A 19,863-nucleotide genomic window follows, 5' to 3' on the forward strand; every position below is an offset into this window, starting at 1 on the left:
TTAAACGTCCCGATTTTTCGGGACGTTTTTTTTATATTTATCCTATGAAGTTTATTTTAAGTTTTTTATTGTTATCGAGTTGTTTTGTAATTACCAATGCCCAGACTGAGCAGTCATTGCCAGTAGATGAGCAGGGCAAGTTAATTTATTATGAAGTTGTAAATGTAAAAACACCAGCTGATTCTCTAAAAATTAGAGTGTTAAACTACCTTAAAAAGCAAAATAAGGATTTGAAATTCAAATCAACTCAGGGTGATACAGCTTTCATCGCCACTGGTAAAATGATCATTAATAAAACGTTATTGGTAATGTCTCACCCATCTGGAGAGGTTTTATATGATTTTCAGGCTGAAGTTAAAAATGGAAAATATCGTTTTTGGTTAACTAATTTCAGCTTTATTCCCTATCAACGCGACCGTTATGCCAATTTCGTGGCCAGCACAACGGTTGGTATTCCTTTAGAAAATAACCCTGGTAAGTTAAATGCCGGAGAATGGAAAGAGTATAAAGTTCAAACTGCAAAATATGCTAAAGATTTGGCAAGTAAGTTTAAGTTTTACATGTCTAGCAGAACACCAATAATTGCACTCACCACCGAAAAGAAAGTAGTTAAGAAAGAATGGTAATAGAGTTAAAAGTAATAAGTTGTACGTTTTAAGTCCAGTCTCTACTTATTACTTAAAAACCTATCACGTAAAACTTTAGTGTACCATCTTATCTGCACAGGTAGAACTTGCAAAAGCTTCTGGTTTTGCTTTAAAAATAAAGCCCATACTTAAAATATAGCCCATTGCTTCATTTAATGCTCTATTCGACTTAAACATCGGATTGGTATTGATATCGGCGTGAACTTCCAAATCAACATCATAAATATCAAGTAAATCACATACTGAATAAGCAGTTTCAATTGACTTTTGAACTTCTACTAGCATTCTTTCTTTGATACCCATTTTCTGAGCTGTTTTGTCTTGAGCGATGTACATAAAACCTCCATGATGTTCTCGCAACAAAACAATTACAGTTGCAAAATCAGTTATTGCACCTTTAACTTGTGAGTCGGTGCCTATGCAGACTTTTAATTTGTAGCCATTTTCTGTTTCACGGATAATCGCTTGTTCAACTTCTTCTAAGATTGACGATTGAATAATTTCGCCACTAAATTTCTTCCAGGTCATACGTTATTGGTGTTAAGGTTAACAACCCGTAATCAGGTTTCCTAAAATTAAGTCGTTCGCATTATATAATAGTTAATTTAGTATTGTTTATTTGTCAACATTAAATTGGTTATCAACAAGATACGGTTAAAGTATGGTAGATGGAAAATGTAAATGGGGAAATAGAATGTTAATCCTTATTCTTTGCTCTTTGTTCCTTAATCATTTTATATCTCTACCTTTGCACAATGATACTTCAGCCAATACTCGATAACTTAAAAATTACTGCCCTTAATCAAATGCAAGAGGCATCAATTTCGGCAACAAAAAAAGGAAACGATATATTGGTATTAGCACCAACAGGCTCTGGTAAAACCTTGGCATTTTTACTTCCGGTTTTAAATAACTTAAATAAAGAGAGTAAAGGAGTTCAGTGCTTAATTTTAGTTCCATCTCGTGAGCTTGCCTTACAAATTGAACAGGTTTTTAAGCAAATGGGGACTGGTTTTAAAGTAAATTGTTGTTATGGTGGTCATCCCATAAAAACTGAACGTAATAATTTAGAACAACCCCCTGCGGTATTAATTGGTACTCCTGGAAGGATCGCTTACCATTTACGCCATAAAAATTTCGACGAATCTTTCATTACTACTTTGGTATTGGATGAATTTGATAAAGCCCTAGAATTTGGTTTTACAGAAGATATGTCACATATCATTGGTACTTTGTATTCTTTAAAACAAAGGATTTTAACTTCCGCAACTGCGATGGATGAAATACCAGCTTTTACAGGGTTAAAAGATCACAAGGAAATCAATTTTTTACAGGATGAGCAAATTGCACCAGACTTAAAATTAAAAAAAGTACAAACCACAGCAGAAGACAAGTTGGATACTTTGTTTGAACTGATCTGTAAAAATGGAAGCAAAACAACTTTAATCTTCTGTAACCACAGAGAAACGGTAGATAGGATTAGTGACTTATTAATTGATAAGGATCTGGCGCATGATATTTTTCATGGTGGGATGGAGCAAGATGAACGTGAAAGAGCTTTGCTAAAGTTTAGAAATGGGAGTATTAAAATTCTAATTACAACAGATTTAGCGTCAAGAGGTTTAGATATTCCTGAAGTTGAGTATATTATTCATTACCAGTTACCCTACACAGAAGATGCATTTTTGCACCGCAATGGCCGTACTGCAAGGATGAATGCAAAGGGTACAGCTTATTTAATTTTAGCAGACGATGAAAAATATCCTTTCTTAAAAGCTGATATAGAAGTTGAAAAGTTAAAAGGGCCTTATAAATTACCCCAAGATAGTATTTGGCAAACTTTGTACATTAGCGCCGGCAAAAAAGACAAAGTTAATAAAATAGATATTGTAGGTTTATTACTTAAAAAGGGTGGGCTGCAAAAAGAAGATGTTGGATTAATTGAAGTAAAAGATCAAGCATCCTACGTAGCTATTAAAAGGAAACTGGTACCACAAGTTTTACGGACACTAGCTAACGAAAGAGTAAAAAATAAAAAAGTAAAAATAGAACCAGCAATGTAATCGAGCTGAAAGACCAAAGTAAAAAGACAAAAGCGAATGGCTTATCTAAATACTTTATACTGACTACTATATACTAAAATGAGCAACAACGATATCATGAAAAAACTAAGGGTAGCATTATCCTTAAACAGCGACCAGATTATTGAAATCTGTAATTTGGTAGGTTTTACAGTTACTAAAAGTGAATTAGGAGATATTTTTAGAAATGATGAGCATCCTAATTTTAAAAAATGTGGAGATCAAATCTTACGTAATTTTTTAAATGGTTTGGTAATCTACAAACGCGGGCCAAGAGAAGAGAAAAAATAAAGTCATTCAGACGTGTACTGATTCACATCGGTAGTGACGAGAAATTTGTTTGTTGACAAAACAAATTTCATCGCTACGCTCGCTATAAATTACGGGCACTATTAATTAATGTCGTACCTAGGTTCTTTTTTAGTGACTAATTTTTCAATCTTTTCTAAAAGTACATCCATTTTAAAAGGTTTAGACATAAAATCATCTGGAGCACATACCATGTCTTGTACTTCTTTTAAATCATACAATCCCGACATCATTAAAATAGGGATTTTTTTAGTGTCATCATGAGATTTGATTTGGCTACAAATCACTCTCCCATCAATTTTTCCTAAAACTACATCCAATAAAATTAAATCTGGTTCAAATTCATTAATGCGTTCGAATATTAATTCAGCGTCATTCAAGGGCTCAACATCATAACCACCAATTTCTAAAATCAGTTGAATGGTTTCTAACACTTCATCATCGTCATCTACTACAAGTATCTTCTTCATAATGGCAAATATATAAGATTGTAAGATTAAATATATAACAATGAAAAATCATTACAGTTTATAATAGTTTGAAACTTATTTTTTTATATGTTTGAAATATGAGCAATGAAGATCAGCAACAAAAGAAAAATGAATTTATCATATGGATTTTAGGCATGGTCGGAATTCTTATTGTAATTATTAGTAGATCTAAAACAGGAGCTGCTGGATTTTTAAATGAAAGCTATTATGCTCCAATATTAATTTTTAGTATGCTTTTGCTTTGTACAAGCTTATTCATTAAGCTAAAAAGAGAAAGCAAAAAGAAAGGTTTTTCTGTAATCTTACATACCAGAGAAATTATAAGAACAGTAGCTGGATTAGGAATTGCAATGTATTATTTACTAGAACAGAAAGGGTTTTAATAGCCTAACCCATATAATGAACACACAAGCTATAACAAGAATTTCAGGGCTAATTTGCCTTTTTTTAGTAATTATAGGGCAGTTTTTTAAAACAGAAACACTATTTCTACAGCCTTACATTCCATATTTAATTATTCTAGGAATAATTCTTTTAAGCACCAGTTTATATCTGAAAACTAAAACTGAAGGGGTCAATCCAAATCTAAAAATAAGATTTATATTACTTTTTATCGGAATAGTAATATCAGTTCTAGTGCTGATTTATTACTTGACAAAGAAATAAGCAGAACTTAAATATAAATAAACTTTCAATAATATTTGAAAGTTTAAAAACATTTATTACATTTGACTATGAATTTCAATGAGGCTAAAAATAAATTTGTACAAACATGGGGCGCATTAGGCTCTCAGTGGGGTATAAATAAAACTATGGCTCAAATTCATGCTTTTTTAATGGTTTCGTCAGAACCTATCTCTATGGAAGAGATTATGCAAGAACTACAGATTTCTAGGGGTAATGCAAGTATGAACCTACGAGCCTTAATGGATTGGGGAATTGTATATAAAGAATTTAAACAGGGTGAACGTCGAGAATTTTTTACTGCAGAAAAGGACTTAGATGAGTTAGCAACTAAAATAGCCAGAGAAAGAAGTAAAAGAGAAATTAAACCAGCATTGAAAGTGCTAAAGGAAGTTTCATCAATTGACGATACAAGTTCAGTTGAAGCTAAACATTTTGTTGATCAGACTAAAAAACTATACGATTTTGTAGCAAAAGCAGATACAATGATTGATAAAGTAACAGAATACAAAGATAATTGGCTTACAAAGTTGATTGTGAAAATGATGGGTTAAAAAAATTTAGAATAAAATTTCAATATTTTCTGAAAGTTTAATAATTAAGAGAAATGAATTATAATATTACAGCCTACGGCATCTTCATTACTATTATTGTATTCATAATTGTGGTTGTAGGTAAGCTATGCTATAGCAATGGAAATATATTTGTAGCAGAATTAATTCCTGATCATTTAGCGCTTTGCCAGCAAATTAATAAAATCCTTTTGGTAGGTTATTACTTGGTGAATATTGGTTATGCAACAATGACTTTGGCAGGTTGGGAAACCATTATTTCATTAAATCAATTGGTAGAAGTGATTGCTATTAAAGTTTCAATTATCATCTCTATCCTCTCTTTGCTACACTATTTAAACATTATCATATTAACAACAAGCATTCAAAAATTAATCAAATCACATTAAACACTTAATCATGGAAACTACAAAAATTTTAATCGGCTATGCAGTATATGTTCCAATCGCTTTATTTTTAACTTTTTATGTTTCTAGAACACTATTTAGAAACAGTAAAGTGTATATGTTGGATATTTTTAAAGGTAGAGATGAAATTGCCAGTGCAACAAACAAATTATTTGAAACTGGCTTTTACTTGTTAAATCTAGGGTTTGCCTTGATGATTTTGAAAATCAATTTGTACAATAACAATTATCAGGATTTAATCGAGGCTTTAAGCTATAAAATAGGAGGTTTTTCTATTTACTTAGGCTTAATGTTATTTATTAATCTTTATTTCTTTTTTAGAGGAAAAAGAAAAGCAAATCAGTCTCCAAAGCCTACGCCATTCCCACCAACATTTACAGCCTAACTAACTTATTTGCTTTTCAACTTAAAATATATATATATGTATAAGAAAATAGTTATAGCGGGCGGAACTGGTTTCATAGGTAAATATTTATCAAAGCAGTTTAGAAAACTCGGTTACCAGGTTTTTATTATTTCAAGGCAGGATAAAAATATCCAATGGGAAAATGAAAAAGAAATCCTTGGTGCGCTTGAGAATTCTGATATGCTAATAAACCTATCTGGTAAATCGGTTGATTGCCGTTACAATAAAAAAAACAAAGAAGAGATTTTAAAATCAAGAACTGAAACTACAAAAACACTTGGTAAGGCCATTTTGAAGTGTAAGAACCCACCAGAACTTTGGATTAATTCAAGTACTGCTACAATATATAGGCACGCTACCGATAGAGCTATGACTGAAAGTACTGGGGAAATTGGAAGTGGATTTTCTGTAGATGTGGCAACAAATTGGGAACAATCTTTTTTCGATTTTAGACTGCCAAATACCAGACAGGTTGCACTACGAATGGCAATTGTGTTAGGTAAGTATGGAGGAGTGATGAAGCCATTCACCAATCTTGTACGCTTTGGTTTAGGAGGTAAACAGGGAAACGGAAATCAAATGTTTAGCTGGATACATATTGAAGATTTATTCCGTATAATATTGTTTTTACTAGAACGTAAGGATTTGGAAGGGGTTTTTAATTGTTCATCTCCTAATCCTGTGGATAATAAAACACTAATGAAATCATTTAGAGAATCAATGGGTGTAAAGGTTGGTTTGCCATCACCTACTTGGTTACTAAAAATTGGAGCTATTGTGATAAAAACAGAAACGGAATTGATCTTGAAAAGCAGGTGGGTTATTCCCGAAAAACTCATTCAAGTTGGTTACAGTTTTAAATATCCTACAATTGATATAGCTCTAGCCAACATTTTAAAATGAAAAGTTCAATAGTTGTCCTGAGACTTTAAATATTGTCATGCTGAGCTTGTTGAAGCACAATTAAGCGGTCTTCGACAAGCTCAGACTGACATGCTATTAAACTAGTTTTTTATATTTAATTCTATGCGGAGTAACATCTCCCAATCTTTTCTTGCGGTTTTCTTCATAATCTGAGTAATTACCTTCAAAGAAATAAACTTCAGAGTTACCCTCAAAAGCTAGTATATGCGTACAGATTCTATCTAAAAACCATCTATCGTGACTAATAACCACAGCACAACCACCAAAGTTTTCTAAAGCTTCCTCTAAAGCACGTAGCGTATTTACGTCGATATCATTCGTTGGCTCATCCAGCAATAAAACATTAGCGCCTTTTTTTAAGGTAATAGCTAAGTGAACCCTGTTTCTTTCTCCACCAGATAAAATACCAACCTTTTTCTGTTGGTCGCCACCATTGAAGTTAAATTTAGAAACATAAGCACGACCACTTACGGCTTTGTTACCCAGCTGAATATTATCTAAACCATCGGTGATGTTTTCGTAAACAGTTTTGTCTGCATCTAGATCATTGTGCATTTGGTCAACATAACCCAATGCAACGGTATCTCCAACTCTAAAAGTTCCTTTGTCTGGTGTTTCTTGCCCAGTAATTAAACGAAACAAAGTAGTTTTACCCGCACCATTGGGGCCGATAATTCCAACAATACCGGCAGGGGGTAAGGAGAAGTTTAAGTTTTCGAATAAAATTTTATCGCCATAAGCTTTAGTAACATCTGTAGCTTCGATAACAACATTACCTAAACGCGGACCAGCCGGAATAAATAATTCCAATTTGTCTTCGCGTTCTTTTCCATCTTCCGAAGCTAGTTTATCATAGTTTGCCAAACGAGCTTTAGATTTTGCGTGACGAGCTTTTGGTGCCATACGTACCCATTCTAACTCACGCTCTAATGCTTTCTGGCGTTTACCTTCTGTTTTATCTTCTTGTGCTAAACGTTTTGCTTTTTGCTCTAACCAAGTAGAGTAATTTCCTTTCCAAGGAATACCTTCACCTCTATCTAATTCTAAAATCCAACCTGCAACGTTATCTAAGAAATACCTATCGTGGGTAACAGCGATAACCGTTCCTTTATAGTTCTGTAAAAATTGCTCTAACCAATCGATACTTTCAGCATCCAAGTGGTTGGTTGGCTCATCCAATAATAAAACATCAGGTTCTTGTAATAACAAACGGCACATGGCTACTCTTCTGCGTTCTCCTCCAGAAAGTACCCCAATTAAAGTTTCAGGCTCTGGACAGCGTAAAGCATCCATCGCTCTTTCTAATTTGGTGTCTAATTCCCAAGCATTAACAGCATCAATTTTATCTTGCAACTCACCTTGGCGAGCCATTAGTTTATCCATTTTATCAGCATCAGAATAGTTTTCTTCTAAGCCGAATGCTTCATTAACTTCTTCGTACTCTTTAAGGATGGCAGTAACTTCTGCAACACCTTCTTCTACTACCTCACGTACTGTTTTGGTTTCATCTAAAATGGGCTCTTGTGCTAAATAACCAACGCTATAACCTGCATTAAAAACTACTTCACCCTGAAAAGATTTATCTAGCCCTGCAATAATTTTTAATAAAGATGATTTACCAGAACCGTTTAAACCAACTACGCCAATTTTAGCGCCGTAGAAGAATGATAAGTAAATATTTTTTAAAACCTGTTTTTGTGGTGGATAGATTTTACTCACTCCAGCCATTGAAAAGATTATTTTTTCGTCTGACATAATTAATAGTATTTGTGCAAAGATGCTTAAAAGTGAAGAGAGTTGAAAGTTAAAGGTTAAAAGATACCAGTAAGAATTTTGTTCTTGATTTTTTGGGCGCTCGAGTGGGCTTTCCACTGTATCTTTTGCCTTCTTCGCTGCTTAGGCAAAAGTATGCCGCTTCAATCCCTAGCGCAAGATTTATAGTTTTCGAAAAACTGAGTTTCCTTGCACCTCCCTAATTACTCTAAACCCGATAGTAACGAAAATACTTTTTGTTATGCTGAGCGCAGCCGGCGCAAAAAGATTGAAGTGGATAGCGGGAATGACTTTGATAGTAACAATAGCTTGCTTTTCAAATAATGGGAAATGTATAAAAAGTCAAATGGAAGATTTACATTCCATCCTGTCTTCATTCCCGTACAAACGGGAATTGTAAAGCGTTATATTATTTAACTTACCTTTTCCATTGCATTAAGATTCCCAGTCAAGCTGGGAATGACGGACCTGATTTGTAATTAATAGCCAAATTTTCTTCGCTCCTTTTACTTATTACTTAAAACTTATTACACTAGCTCTTCGTGATTTGCAATCGCGAAGCATGAAACCATGAGAATATCAACTTCTATTTAATTATTAAATGTTTAAACAAATAAACCCTCTAATTTTTATTTGGTAAAAAAGCTAACATTTTTCTTGCCTATTTTCTTCGTATCAGCATCGTAACAACATATTAAAAGGTTAACCGTTAAGACGCACTTAGGACGGGGTTAGTTCGGACTTAGTTCGGACCTATGACAATTGAATCCGAACTAACTGCGTCTTAACTGCGAACTAAGTATGAGCCATGAGTTAAGCTGATATAACGTTGGTATTATTCTTTACTTATGCTATTACGATTAAATTTTAGTTGTTGTTACTTCTTTTTTAAACCTTACAGGTTCTTAGTATGTTTCTTGCACTTCTCTAACCTCTCTAAACCCGATAGCAACGAAAATCTCCAGATTTAAGCATCACGGTCTATTGTTTTTTAATTGTATGCTTGCTAGCTTCACAGGTTTCATCGGGAATTATAGTGCATAGCGGGACTTGCTTAATAGTAGCACTAATTGGCTTTTCAAATAATGGAAGATGTAAAAGGAGGGAAGATATAATTCAATTATGTCGTCCTTCCCGTGAAAACGGGAATCGTAAAGCACAACTATTTAATTTGCCTTCTATTGTATTAAGATACCCAATCGAGTTGGGTATGACGCACCAGATTTGTAATTCATAGCCAAATTTTCTTCGCTCCTTTTACTTACTACGTAAAACTTACCACTTACAACTACCTCATGTCAAAACTGCTATTTTTCAAATACTTTCTCTAGCAATTTGTCAGTTAAATGGGTCGCTTAAAACCTTACAAAAAACCGACAATATCTACTATATGATGCGTAAATTAGATTATTAGAAAGCTAAAAACCTATTTTCTATTTGTTTACGTAAGTAATGAAAATAGGAAGTTCTTTTTTACTAATGTTATTTTTTGTTAATTAGTGAAGCAAACAACAACCTTATCCACCAAAATGGCGTAATTGTTGATAAATTATAAAAAATCAGAGACCGTATTTATAAAACAAATTTATAGTTTAGAGTCATCTGGTTTACACACATATTATGGAAGCTAAATTTTCTCCACAAGTAAAAGACGTGATTTCTTTTAGCAGGGAAGAAGCCCTGAGATTAGGACACGATTATATAGGCGCAGAGCATTTGCTGTTGGGCCTTATTCGCGAAGGTGATGGTATGGCCATTAAGATTTTAAAATCATTAGGAGTTGATACTTCAAAACTTCGCCGTTCTATAGAAGAAGCCGTTCGCGGTACTTCGAGTGTAACCGTTAATTTGGGTAATATCCCTTTGACCAAACAGGCCGAAAAGGTATTAAAAATCACTTATTTAGAAGCAAAAATATTTAAAAGCGATTTAATCGGAACTGAGCACTTATTGTTGTCAATTTTAAGAGATGATGATAATATTGCATCACAAATTTTATTGCAATACAGCGTTACTTACGAAATCTTTAAACAAGAAGTAGAGGTGAATAAAAACGGTTTTAGAGATGAGGCCCAAGGTGGTGGTACTGCCGGCGGTGATGATGATTACCAAGAAGAAGAAAGCTTTACTACACCTAAGAAAGTTTCAGACATTAAATCTAAAACTCCTGTATTAGATAACTTTGGTCGTGACTTAACACGCGCTGCAGAAGAGGGTAAGCTAGATCCAATTGTTGGCCGCGAGAAAGAGATTGAACGTGTTTCACAAATCCTATCACGTAGAAAGAAAAACAATCCAATTTTAATTGGTGAGCCTGGTGTTGGTAAATCTGCCATTGCAGAAGGTTTGGCTTTGAGAATTGTGCAACGTAAAGTTTCGAGGGTTTTATTTAATAAACGTGTTGTTACGTTAGATTTAGCTTCATTAGTTGCTGGTACAAAATACCGTGGCCAGTTCGAAGAACGTATGAAAGCGGTAATGAACGAGTTAGAGAAATCTACGGATGTAATTTTATTTATTGATGAGATTCACACTATTGTTGGTGCAGGCGGCGCATCTGGTTCTTTAGATGCATCGAATATGTTTAAACCTGCATTGGCCAGGGGCGAAATACAATGTATAGGTGCTACAACTTTAGATGAATATCGTCAGTACATTGAAAAAGATGGTGCTTTAGACCGTCGTTTCCAAAAGGTAATGATTGAGCCTGCTACACCTGATGAAACCATTGAGATTTTAACTCGTATTAAAGATAAATACGAAGAACATCACGGTGTTACCTATACAGATGAAGCCATTAAAGCTTGCGTAACTTTAACCGCCAGATACATTACCGATCGTTTCTTGCCAGATAAAGCAATTGATGCTTTAGATGAAGCAGGTTCAAGGGTGCATTTAACTAATATTCATGTTCCAGAAAATATCATTGCTATTGAAAGTAAAATAGAGGATATTAAAATTGAAAAAAATAAAGTAGTTAAAAGTCAGAAGTACGAAGAAGCAGCTAAACTGCGTGATACTGAGAAAAACCTGTTAGAGGAGTTGGATCGTGCAAAAGCAGAATGGGAATCTGAAACCAAAACAAAACGTTATGAAGTTTCAGAAGATAACGTAGCTGAAGTTGTTTCAATGATGACAGGCATTCCGTTACAACGTGTTGGACAAGCTGATAGTACTAAACTATTAAATATGTACGATAAAGTTGCCGAAAAAATTATTGGACAGGATGATGCGATCAAGAAATTAACCAAAGCAATTCAACGTACTAGAGCTGGATTAAAAGATCCTAAAAAACCAATTGGCTCATTTATTTTCCTAGGCCCAACCGGTGTTGGTAAAACTGAATTGGCCAAAGAACTAGCTCGTTTTATGTTTGATAGCGATGATTCACTTATTCAAATTGACATGAGTGAGTACATGGAGAAATTCGCTGTATCTCGTTTAGTAGGTGCGCCTCCGGGATATGTGGGTTATGAAGAAGGAGGACAATTAACTGAAAAAGTTAGAAGAAAACCTTATGCTGTTATCTTATTAGATGAGATTGAAAAAGCACACCCTGACGTATTTAATATCTTGTTGCAAGTATTGGATGAAGGTCAATTGACAGATAGTTTGGGTAGAAAAGTAGATTTTAGAAATACAATTATTATCATGACATCTAACATTGGTGCACGCCAATTGAAAGATTTCGGCGCAGGTGTAGGTTTCTCTACCTCAGCTAAAGTTAATCAAAGTGATGCCCACAGTCGTGGTGTAATTGAGAACGCGTTAAAACGTGCTTTTGCGCCTGAGTTTTTAAACAGAGTTGATGATGTAGTTGTGTTTAACAGCTTAGGCAAAGATGAAATCTTTAAAATTATCGATATTGAATTGAAATCATTATTCGGTCGTGTTCATAACTTAGGTTACGAAGTTAAACTGACTGATACTGCTAAAGAATTTATTGCTGATAAAGGTTTTGATAGTGCCTTTGGTGCACGTCCTTTAAAACGTGCTATTCAGAAATATTTAGAAGATCCAATTGCTGAGGAAATCTTAAAAGGAGAAATTCACGATGGAGACACTTTAGAAATTGATTATGATAAAGAAAAAGAAGAAATTACAGTTGTAAATAAAAGCAACGGTAAGAAAAAGAAAAAAGAAGAGGGAGCATAATTAACGTGTTTTCTTTAAATAAAAAATGCCTTTCATGAATATGGAGGGCATTTTTTATATGTGAATATTCTTAATTGGAATAATTATTATACCTTTATTGATAATTATTATCCAATTACAATGTTAAAATTTATTGCGTTCTTTCTATTCTTCATATTTACATCAATTCAGAGCAAAGCAGCAACAGGATGTGTTCCTAATGCTAATAAGACAAGAATTTATACAAAAAGAGATGGTGGACCAAGTAGCACAATCTATAAATCAAGCCCTTTTTCTACAGCAAATAGTGGCTGTTTATATGTTGGTTCAAGTCCTTGTACAATAACAGGTGTTGGCGCTGGAACTTTGGGCGATACAACTTTAGTAGCATGTCCTATCGACGATTATATTTGGTTATTAATGATTTCTTTTGGAGGTTTAGGCTATTTCGCTCTTCGTAAAAAACCTATGATATTTCATTATTCATCATCTGGACTTTAAAAAGTAATGAATAACCATTTTATTATTGCTTAATCATTTAATATAGTATATTTAATAAATTAAAACTCTTAAATATTTGAATAACTACTCTATGTTAAAATTTTCAGCTACGTTTCTGTTGATTTTTGTGGTTTCGACTTTTGTTAATGCACAAACTGGTTGCATTCGTAGTGCGCTTAAGACACGCATTTATACCTCATTGCAGTCTGGTACCAATTATAGGTCAACCACATTTACAGATGCAACTCCTGGTTGCCAATATGTTCAAACCGCTAATACTTGTACTGTAAGTGGTTTTTCTGGTGCGGCATTTAAAGGTCAAGTAGGTGTTTTTACCTGTCCTATTGACAATTATAGTTGGGTAATGATAATTTTATTAGCTAGTATGGGTTATTTTTTCTTGTCTAAAAAGAAGACCGAAGTAAAAAATGTCTCCCAACTAAAACTAATCCTGCTACATAAATTTCTCTAAAGCCTGGTAGTAATTCTCTAAACTTTTTGGCTCAGTGTCTAAAAATAAAAATGGCTCAATTAGTTCCAGTTCCATTAACATAAATTTATTATTTACAATTGCACCATCTACACGAGCATAAAGACAATCTTTTGCAAATTGATCGACATATTGTTGTGCGCTTTCCAATAAATCTTTTGATGGTTGTATAGGATGTACTGTTCCACCAAATGTTGCTTGAACTCTAAAATCTCCAGACTTTGCTTTTTTCAATAGGGCATGGCTAAATTTTCCTCCAAAAAATAAAAACGACCACTCGCCATTTTCTTCAATTTCTGTTAAAAATGGTTGAACGATAAAATCTTCAGCTTGAATTAAAGACCTAAGTTTTTCATTTATTTCATCAACGTTTGCTGCGGTAACTTTGAAAGTATTTTTTGAACCACCACTTACAACAGGTTTGACAATAAATTTATCTGTTTGAAATCTTGAGAAGTAATCCTGCAGGTTAATTTCATCTTTTTTTGTAAAAAAAATACTAGGAGTTACTTTTAAACCTGCTTTCTCAATATCTTTTAAGTAATGCTTGTCAGCATTCCATTTTACAATATCAATAGGATTCAGGAGCCTCACATTTTTTTGTTCTAGCTTCGATACCCAAGCATAAAAATCCTCAATTAAGTCAAAATAGTCCCAAGGAGACTTAATGATTGCCAAATCGTAATCTTCCCATTTAACTTGATCGTTATTCCAAATTTCTTTTATGATGTTTAAACCTTTTGATTTTAAAAAATTGATGAGTTTATCATCTTCATTTTGTACGTTAATAATATGGTAAGCACCTTTATCTTGAAAGGTTATAAGGGCAATTTTCATGGTGTTAATATTTGTCTAAAATTAAATTAATAAGGTTTAGAAATTTAGTGCAAACGTTTGTGTTATAAATTAAAATTTGCTCAAATAACGGGAGAAAAATACTTAAATCCGCATGTAAAAATCTTGTTATAATTCGAAGTTTGGCAAATTAACACTATTCCCCTTCATCATTTCTACAGTTTAACTAAAACTATCCTTTAGGATTAAAATAAGTTGAAAGTAAATTCTATGCCCAAATTGTAAATCAAACGTTTGCGCTGTGTTTGTTTATCCTAGGCGACTTCAAAGTATTTAGCTTGGTAATCAGTTATTAAGTTTTAATATCAGAATATGCTTATTGAAACCTATTAATCTAATAGCGAGAAATAATAAATATATCACCAATAAGAAATTGCCTATGTAAGAAAAAACTGACTAAAAAGAAGATACTAACCAAAATATTTAACCTAAACTAAATCAAATGAAGATAAAACCATTACTATTATTAGGTGGTGTCGTTGTATTATCCTTTAACAACGGTTATGCATTTACAACGAAAAGCACAACGGAAAATTTAAATGTTATTTCAGTACTAAATGAAAAGCTAACTGAAGATAATATAGTACAATTAACAAGAATTACAGGTACAGTAAAAGATAAAGCTGGTTTGCCTATACCAGGTGTATCTATTAGTGTAAAAAATACCAAAGTTGGTGTTTTAACAGATAACAATGGAAAATATATAATAGATGCTGAAGTAGGATCTATTCTTGTATTTTCTTTTACAGGTTTCAAAAGTCAGGAAATAAGGATCGAAAATGATACTAGTATTGATGTAAACCTAGAAGAAATGTCAACTGAGTTAGGGACAGTTTTAGTAGTAGGTTACTCTACAAAAAAGCAGAGTGAGATTTCTGGTTCTGTTTCTGTAGTAACTGGTGAAAAATTAAGAGACGTTACATCAAATGAATTAAGTAGCCTTTTACAAGGCAAGGCTCCTGGTGTAGTGGTATCTACTGCGTCGGGCTCTCCTACAAGTGGCTCAAATATAATAATAAGGGGAGCTGGTAGTATAAATGCAAGTACAGATCCTTTAATTGTGGTAGATGGTAACATTGGAGGCAATTATAATCCTACGGATGTAGAAACAATTACTATTTTAAAAGATGCTGCAGCTACTGGACTATATGGTTCTAGAGCGGCCAATGGTGTAATTATTGTAACAACGAAGACGGGTAAAGCTGGTGTTACAAAAGTAGATTTTAATTCTTCAATGGGTTATAGTGAAGCTTCAACAGGCAATTTTAAATTGATGAATACCGCTCAATTATATGACTACCAAAGCAAATTTTATACTGGATTAACACCTGAGCGCTTAAATAATGATACAGACTGGTGGAATTTAGCATTTCGGACAGGAATGGTAAATAGTCATACAGCATCTGCGTCTGGAGGAAGTGAAAACACTAAGTTCTATGTTTCTGGTAATTATTATAAAGAAGAAGGAACATTAATTAATAATGATAAAACAGGGTATAATTTTAGAACGAATATCAGTCAAAAACTGTCTGAAAAATTCAACTTATCTGTTTTATTAAACGGAATATTTACAAAAGATAATTATAACGCAAGTGGTGCTCTATATGATGCTTATGTGAATTTACCATTTGATCCTGCGTTTAATGGAGATTTAACACCAGTTGATTCTAGGTACGGTACATGGTATGGCAGAGATAGGGATAACTTTATGCACACGCTGCAATATAATACATCAAAAGCCAAGAGCTTAAATGTAAGTGCGGATATTAATTTAGACTATAAAATTATAAAAAATCTTACTTTTTCTACCTACAATAGAGGTAAGTTAGTTAATTACCGTAGCGATAGCTTTAGTGATAAGAGATCTAAAGATGGAGCTACTAATAATGGTTCAGCATCTGCCTCAACATCTTATACGAATACGTTTTTAACTTCAAATCGTTTAAGGTATAGTAATACATTTGGTAAACATAATTTAGCAGTTTTAGCAGTTGGTGAGATAGAGTATGGATATGCAGAGTCACTTGGAGCCAATGTTAAAAATCTTCCTGCCGGTAGAGATGCATTCAGTACTGCTACAGATATTGTCACTAATCCAACAAGTGGAAATGACACTTATCAATTTAGCAAATATTTAGGGCAAGCAGATTATAATTACGACAATAGATACTTTGCTGTAGCTTCTTATGTTACAGAATATTCGTCCAGATTTGGCAGCAATAATCCAAGTGGGAATTTTTATCAACTTGGTGCTTCATGGATAATAAGTAACGAAGCTTTCTTTAAGAATGTAAAACCAGTAACCTCTTTAAAACTTAGGGCAAGCTATGGTACAACTGGTAATGCTTATGGCATTGGTTATTACGCCGCATTGGGTTTATATTCTATTTCTTCGGGTGCTAGCTATGCAGGTTTGCCGGGTGCGGCCCCAAGTCAAAAGGCAAATCCAGATTTAACTTGGGAAAAATCTAAAGCAGCAAATATTGGTTTAGACATCACTTTGTTTAAAAGAATTGAGTTAAGCATAGATGCTTACCATAAACAAGCAGCCTCATTGTTATTCTTTCGCCCATTGCCTGCAACTACTGGTTATAATGGGGTTTATGAAAATGTTGGTAATGTTAGAAACAGAGGTGTCGAATTTAATTTAACAACAAAGAATTTTGTTAAGGCTTTTAAATGGGAGACCAATTTTAATATGGCTTTTAACAGAAATAAAGTATTAGAAGTAAATCAAGGACGTAATGAAGTAAGTAATGGAGCCAGACAACCTATTGCTGTTGGGCATGACATGGATGAGTGGTTTATGCCAGTTTGGTCTGGTGTGAATCCAGATAATGGAGCCCCATTGTGGGAGAATAGAGTAAAGGATGCAGATGGAAAAGAGTTTCTAAGTTATACTAGCAACTATAATGCGGCTAGTAGAGTATATACCGGAAAAAGCTCAGCGCCTAAATTTACTGGTGGTTTAAGTAACAATTTCGAATATAAAAACTTTAGTCTTTCTACATTCTTCAACTTTGTTTATGGCAATTATGTTTATAACGAAAGTCGTTTCCTATTTGATAGCGATGGTTTATATGAAAGCTATAACCAAATGCAATTGGCCAGTGGCTGGAATAGATGGGAGAAACCTGGTGATCTTGTAACACATCCTAAGCCTGTTCATGGTAGAGCAGATAATGCAAACGCACTTTCTACCAGGTTTTTAGAAGATGGAAGCTATATCCGTTTACGAAATGTAACGTTAGGGTACAATTTGCCAACATCATGGTTAACTAAGGCCAAAATTAATAAAGCAAGAATTTTTATTAGTGGAGATAATATTTGGACACTTACCAAATTTAGTGGAACAGATCCTGAAGTTGAATTGAGAACTGGTGAATCATATATTAAATATCCAATTAGTAGAAAATTATTGTTTGGCTTAAATGTATCACTATAAATCAAACCTATAAATGGCTCTCATTATTTAGGACATTAATTAAATTCTAAACATATTGTTATGAAAATAAAATATTTAATAGCTGTGGCTGTAGTTAGTTTACTAATTACAGGTAATACAGCCTGTAAAAAAACTTTCAATCCATCAACCGCAATTGATGAAAATTCTGCTTTAACAAGCGAAGCTGATATTGAAACAGCTACCATTGGAACCTATGCGTTGTTTAAGGCTGAAGCTTATGTACGAAGCGGTTATTTCTTTACCGAATATCCTACAGATGAAGTTGCCCAAGGTCAGAATTCATCTGATGATTTAAGCAATATTTATAAATATACACCAATCAAAACCTCAAGTCACGCGGCAAATTTTTGGTCTAGTGCTTATAAATCTATAAGTGCAGCGAATAGGGTAATTGAAGCAATTGATGACAACGCAAGTTTACCTCTCAGACAATTAAAAGGGGAGAATTTATACATCAGAGCGATGTTACATTTTAATTTGGTGCGCATATTTGCAAGGCCGTACTCACAAAATCCTACAGTAAACCTTGGCGTGCCCATATTAAAAGAAGGTTTAACAGATGATGAAAAATTGACACTGGCTAGAAGCAATGTTAATACGGTTTATGATTTTATTGTTGCTGATTTATTAAAAGCCAGTACGTTAATGAATCAACCAAAATCTAATTCATTTGCTTCTAAAGAAGTTGCTTATGCATTATTATCCCGTGTTTATTTGTATATGGAAAAAAATGCAGAGTCAATAGAGTATGCTGATAAAGTAATTAATTCGGGACGTTATAATTTATTATCTTCTGGTGAGTATCCAACTTATTTTAGAGGAGCACCTGATGGTAACAAAGAAACAATTTTCTGTATTAGACATATCAAAACAGAAGATAGGGGCTTTAGTGCTATTGGTTCCATGTATTTTAGTGGAGATGCAAGTGGTAATGCACTGAATCAAGCTGCCAGTGGTTGGGGAGAAATTTATGCATCTAAAAAATTATACGATGCTTTAAATGTAAATCCGCAAGATTTAAGGTTGAAATTTATTAGTCCATTAACCGAGAACGGTGTTGTAAAATTGAATAATAAGATTACACCAAATGCACCAATGTATTATATCAATAAATACTCCTTACAAGAAGGCATTGTAAATTTAAGTTCACCGGTATACTTACGCTTAGCTGAAATGTATTTGAATAAGGCAGAAGCTAATGCAAAAATCTCAGGGAAAGAGCAATTAGCTTTAGACGATGTAAATAAAATACGCACAAGAGCTGGCATTCCTATACTCACTTTGGCTGGATTAGCCACAAGTGGTAAATCGGTACTAGATGCTGTTTTAGAAGAACGTTGGTTTGAACTCTCATTTGAAGGGCACCGTGCTTATGATTTATTTAGAAATAATAGACCATTAATTAGAAACTATCCTGGTACTGGTACTTCAACAAATCAGATTGTACAACCTGGTGATAGTAAAATTATTGCTTTTATTCCCCAAAACGAAGTGGATAAAAATAATAAGCTTATCCAGAACCCATAATAATCGGACTTTTTAATTGGTAAATGAAAATAAACGAACATGAAAAAAATTAAATATTTAGTAGTTGCAATATCCTTAATGTTTGCTTCTGCTTGTGACAAAGCCGATTCAGTGATTTTTGAAGATAAGTCTACTGCAATTGGTATTTCCAAAATAGGATGGACTATTACTGCCTCTAGCTTTTCTGCTGATGAGGCACCAAATGGAACAGCAGAGAAATTAATAGACAATGATTCTAAAACCTACTGGCATACCAACTACGCAGTTGTAACTCCATACCCACACTGGGTATTGATAGATATGAAAAAGGAAAATAAAATGATATCTGTGGGTATAACAAATAGGTATGCAGCTACACCCAATTCTGTTGGTATGAAGAAGTTTAAACTTGAAGGTAGTAATGATGGTACAACATTTAGTAGTTTGGGCGAATTTAACTTCGCAATTTCTAATGATTCACAAAACTTTCCGGTTTCATCAGATAAAGCTTATCGCTATTTAAAATTAACAGCTTTAGAACCGCAAAAGGCAGGTACTAACCATACTTTTTTAGGTGAGATTGATGTTTTTGGCGTAAAATAATTTTGTTTCCCATT

At 33.6% G+C, this 19,863-nt stretch carries 18 protein-coding genes; 14 read left to right on the forward strand and 4 right to left on the reverse strand.

Going from position 1 to position 19,863, the window contains the following annotated elements:
• The first annotated feature begins 44 nt into the window (after nt 1–44).
• Nucleotides 45–626 (forward strand): DUF4468 domain-containing protein, encoded by a 582-nt coding sequence (locus FA048_RS18480; protein ID WP_136843889.1) that lies wholly within the window; start codon nt 45–47, stop codon nt 624–626.
• A gap of 75 nt (nt 627–701) precedes the next feature.
• On the opposite strand, the gene FA048_RS18485 is transcribed toward FA048_RS18480, so the two are convergent.
• The gene (locus FA048_RS18485; protein ID WP_136843891.1) at nt 702–1,175 is read right to left on the reverse strand and encodes a ribonuclease H-like YkuK family protein; all 474 of its coding nucleotides are present in this window, start codon (nt 1,173–1,175) and stop codon (nt 702–704) included.
• Between the two features lie 227 nt (nt 1,176–1,402).
• Here FA048_RS18485 and FA048_RS18490 point away from each other — a divergent pair, with 227 nt between their 5' ends.
• Together FA048_RS18490 and FA048_RS18495 are read left to right on the forward strand one after the other, a co-directional pair.
• Entirely contained in the window at nt 1,403–2,710 is a 1,308-nt protein-coding gene (locus tag FA048_RS18490; protein WP_136843893.1) for a DEAD/DEAH box helicase, read from the forward strand.
• A gap of 96 nt (nt 2,711–2,806) precedes the next feature.
• Nucleotides 2,807–3,019, forward strand: a complete 213-nt coding sequence (locus tag FA048_RS18495) for a DUF1456 family protein (RefSeq protein ID WP_225872580.1) — start codon at nt 2,807–2,809, stop codon at nt 3,017–3,019.
• 101 nt (nt 3,020–3,120) lie between these two features.
• On the opposite strand, the gene FA048_RS18500 is transcribed toward FA048_RS18495, so the two are convergent.
• Complete coding sequence (locus tag FA048_RS18500; protein WP_136843897.1) at nt 3,121–3,507, reverse strand: response regulator; 387 nt, start codon at nt 3,505–3,507, stop codon at nt 3,121–3,123.
• Nucleotides 3,508–3,605: 98 nt separating this feature from the next.
• Here FA048_RS18500 and FA048_RS18505 point away from each other — a divergent pair, with 98 nt between their 5' ends.
• From FA048_RS18505 to FA048_RS18525, 5 genes are all read left to right on the forward strand, one after another.
• On the forward strand, nt 3,606–3,911 hold the full coding sequence (locus FA048_RS18505) for a hypothetical protein (RefSeq protein WP_136843899.1): 306 nt from the start codon (nt 3,606–3,608) through the stop codon (nt 3,909–3,911).
• Between the two features lie 351 nt (nt 3,912–4,262).
• The gene (locus FA048_RS18510; protein ID WP_136843901.1) at nt 4,263–4,766 is read left to right on the forward strand and encodes a GbsR/MarR family transcriptional regulator; all 504 of its coding nucleotides are present in this window, start codon (nt 4,263–4,265) and stop codon (nt 4,764–4,766) included.
• Between the two features lie 53 nt (nt 4,767–4,819).
• Nucleotides 4,820–5,173 carry a hypothetical protein gene (locus FA048_RS18515; RefSeq protein ID WP_136843903.1) on the forward strand — a complete coding sequence of 118 codons (354 nt, stop codon included), beginning with the start codon at nt 4,820–4,822 and terminating at the stop codon, nt 5,171–5,173.
• 10 nt (nt 5,174–5,183) lie between these two features.
• A complete protein-coding gene (locus FA048_RS18520) occupies nt 5,184–5,576 on the forward strand; it encodes a hypothetical protein (protein ID WP_136843906.1) in 393 nt (130 codons plus the stop codon).
• 36 nt (nt 5,577–5,612) lie between these two features.
• A complete protein-coding gene (locus tag FA048_RS18525; protein WP_136843909.1) occupies nt 5,613–6,500 on the forward strand; it encodes a TIGR01777 family oxidoreductase in 888 nt (295 codons plus the stop codon).
• Nucleotides 6,501–6,596: 96 nt separating this feature from the next.
• On the opposite strand, the gene ettA is transcribed toward FA048_RS18525, so the two are convergent.
• Nucleotides 6,597–8,276, reverse strand: coding sequence for an energy-dependent translational throttle protein EttA (gene ettA / locus FA048_RS18530; RefSeq protein WP_136843911.1), 1,680 nt, complete (start codon nt 8,274–8,276; stop codon nt 6,597–6,599).
• 1,638 nt (nt 8,277–9,914) lie between these two features.
• Here ettA and FA048_RS18535 point away from each other — a divergent pair.
• The 3 genes from FA048_RS18535 to FA048_RS18545 all read left to right on the forward strand — a co-directional run bounded on the left by FA048_RS18535 (nt 9,915) and on the right by FA048_RS18545 (nt 13,401).
• Complete coding sequence (locus FA048_RS18535; protein ID WP_136843914.1) at nt 9,915–12,449, forward strand: ATP-dependent Clp protease ATP-binding subunit; 2,535 nt, start codon at nt 9,915–9,917, stop codon at nt 12,447–12,449.
• A gap of 120 nt (nt 12,450–12,569) precedes the next feature.
• Nucleotides 12,570–12,929: a hypothetical protein gene (locus FA048_RS18540; RefSeq protein WP_136843916.1), complete on the forward strand. Its 360-nt coding sequence runs from the start codon at nt 12,570–12,572 to the stop codon at nt 12,927–12,929.
• Between the two features lie 91 nt (nt 12,930–13,020).
• Nucleotides 13,021–13,401: a hypothetical protein gene (locus FA048_RS18545; protein WP_136843918.1), complete on the forward strand. Its 381-nt coding sequence runs from the start codon at nt 13,021–13,023 to the stop codon at nt 13,399–13,401.
• On the opposite strand, the gene FA048_RS18550 is transcribed toward FA048_RS18545, so the two are convergent.
• Nucleotides 13,384–14,256, reverse strand: a complete 873-nt coding sequence (locus FA048_RS18550) for an ATP-grasp domain-containing protein (protein WP_136843921.1) — start codon at nt 14,254–14,256, stop codon at nt 13,384–13,386. The two genes, FA048_RS18545 and FA048_RS18550, sit on opposite strands and share 18 nt — an antisense overlap.
• A 460-nt stretch (nt 14,257–14,716) precedes the next feature.
• Here FA048_RS18550 and FA048_RS18555 point away from each other — a divergent pair, with 460 nt between their 5' ends.
• Genes FA048_RS18555 through FA048_RS18565 form a run of 3 tightly spaced genes read left to right on the forward strand, consistent with a single transcriptional unit; the run spans nt 14,717 to nt 19,849 of the window.
• Nucleotides 14,717–17,719 carry a SusC/RagA family TonB-linked outer membrane protein gene (locus FA048_RS18555; RefSeq protein WP_136843924.1) on the forward strand — a complete coding sequence of 1,001 codons (3,003 nt, stop codon included), beginning with the start codon at nt 14,717–14,719 and terminating at the stop codon, nt 17,717–17,719.
• Nucleotides 17,720–17,779: 60 nt separating this feature from the next.
• On the forward strand, nt 17,780–19,267 hold the full coding sequence (locus FA048_RS18560; protein ID WP_136843927.1) for a RagB/SusD family nutrient uptake outer membrane protein: 1,488 nt from the start codon (nt 17,780–17,782) through the stop codon (nt 19,265–19,267).
• A gap of 39 nt (nt 19,268–19,306) precedes the next feature.
• Nucleotides 19,307–19,849: a discoidin domain-containing protein gene (locus tag FA048_RS18565; RefSeq protein ID WP_136843930.1), complete on the forward strand. Its 543-nt coding sequence runs from the start codon at nt 19,307–19,309 to the stop codon at nt 19,847–19,849.
• Nucleotides 19,850–19,863: the final 14 nt, after the last annotated feature.

This window comes from Pedobacter polaris, from assembly GCF_005116505.1.
GTDB classification, from domain to species: Bacteria; Bacteroidota; Bacteroidia; order Sphingobacteriales; family Sphingobacteriaceae; genus Pedobacter; species Pedobacter polaris.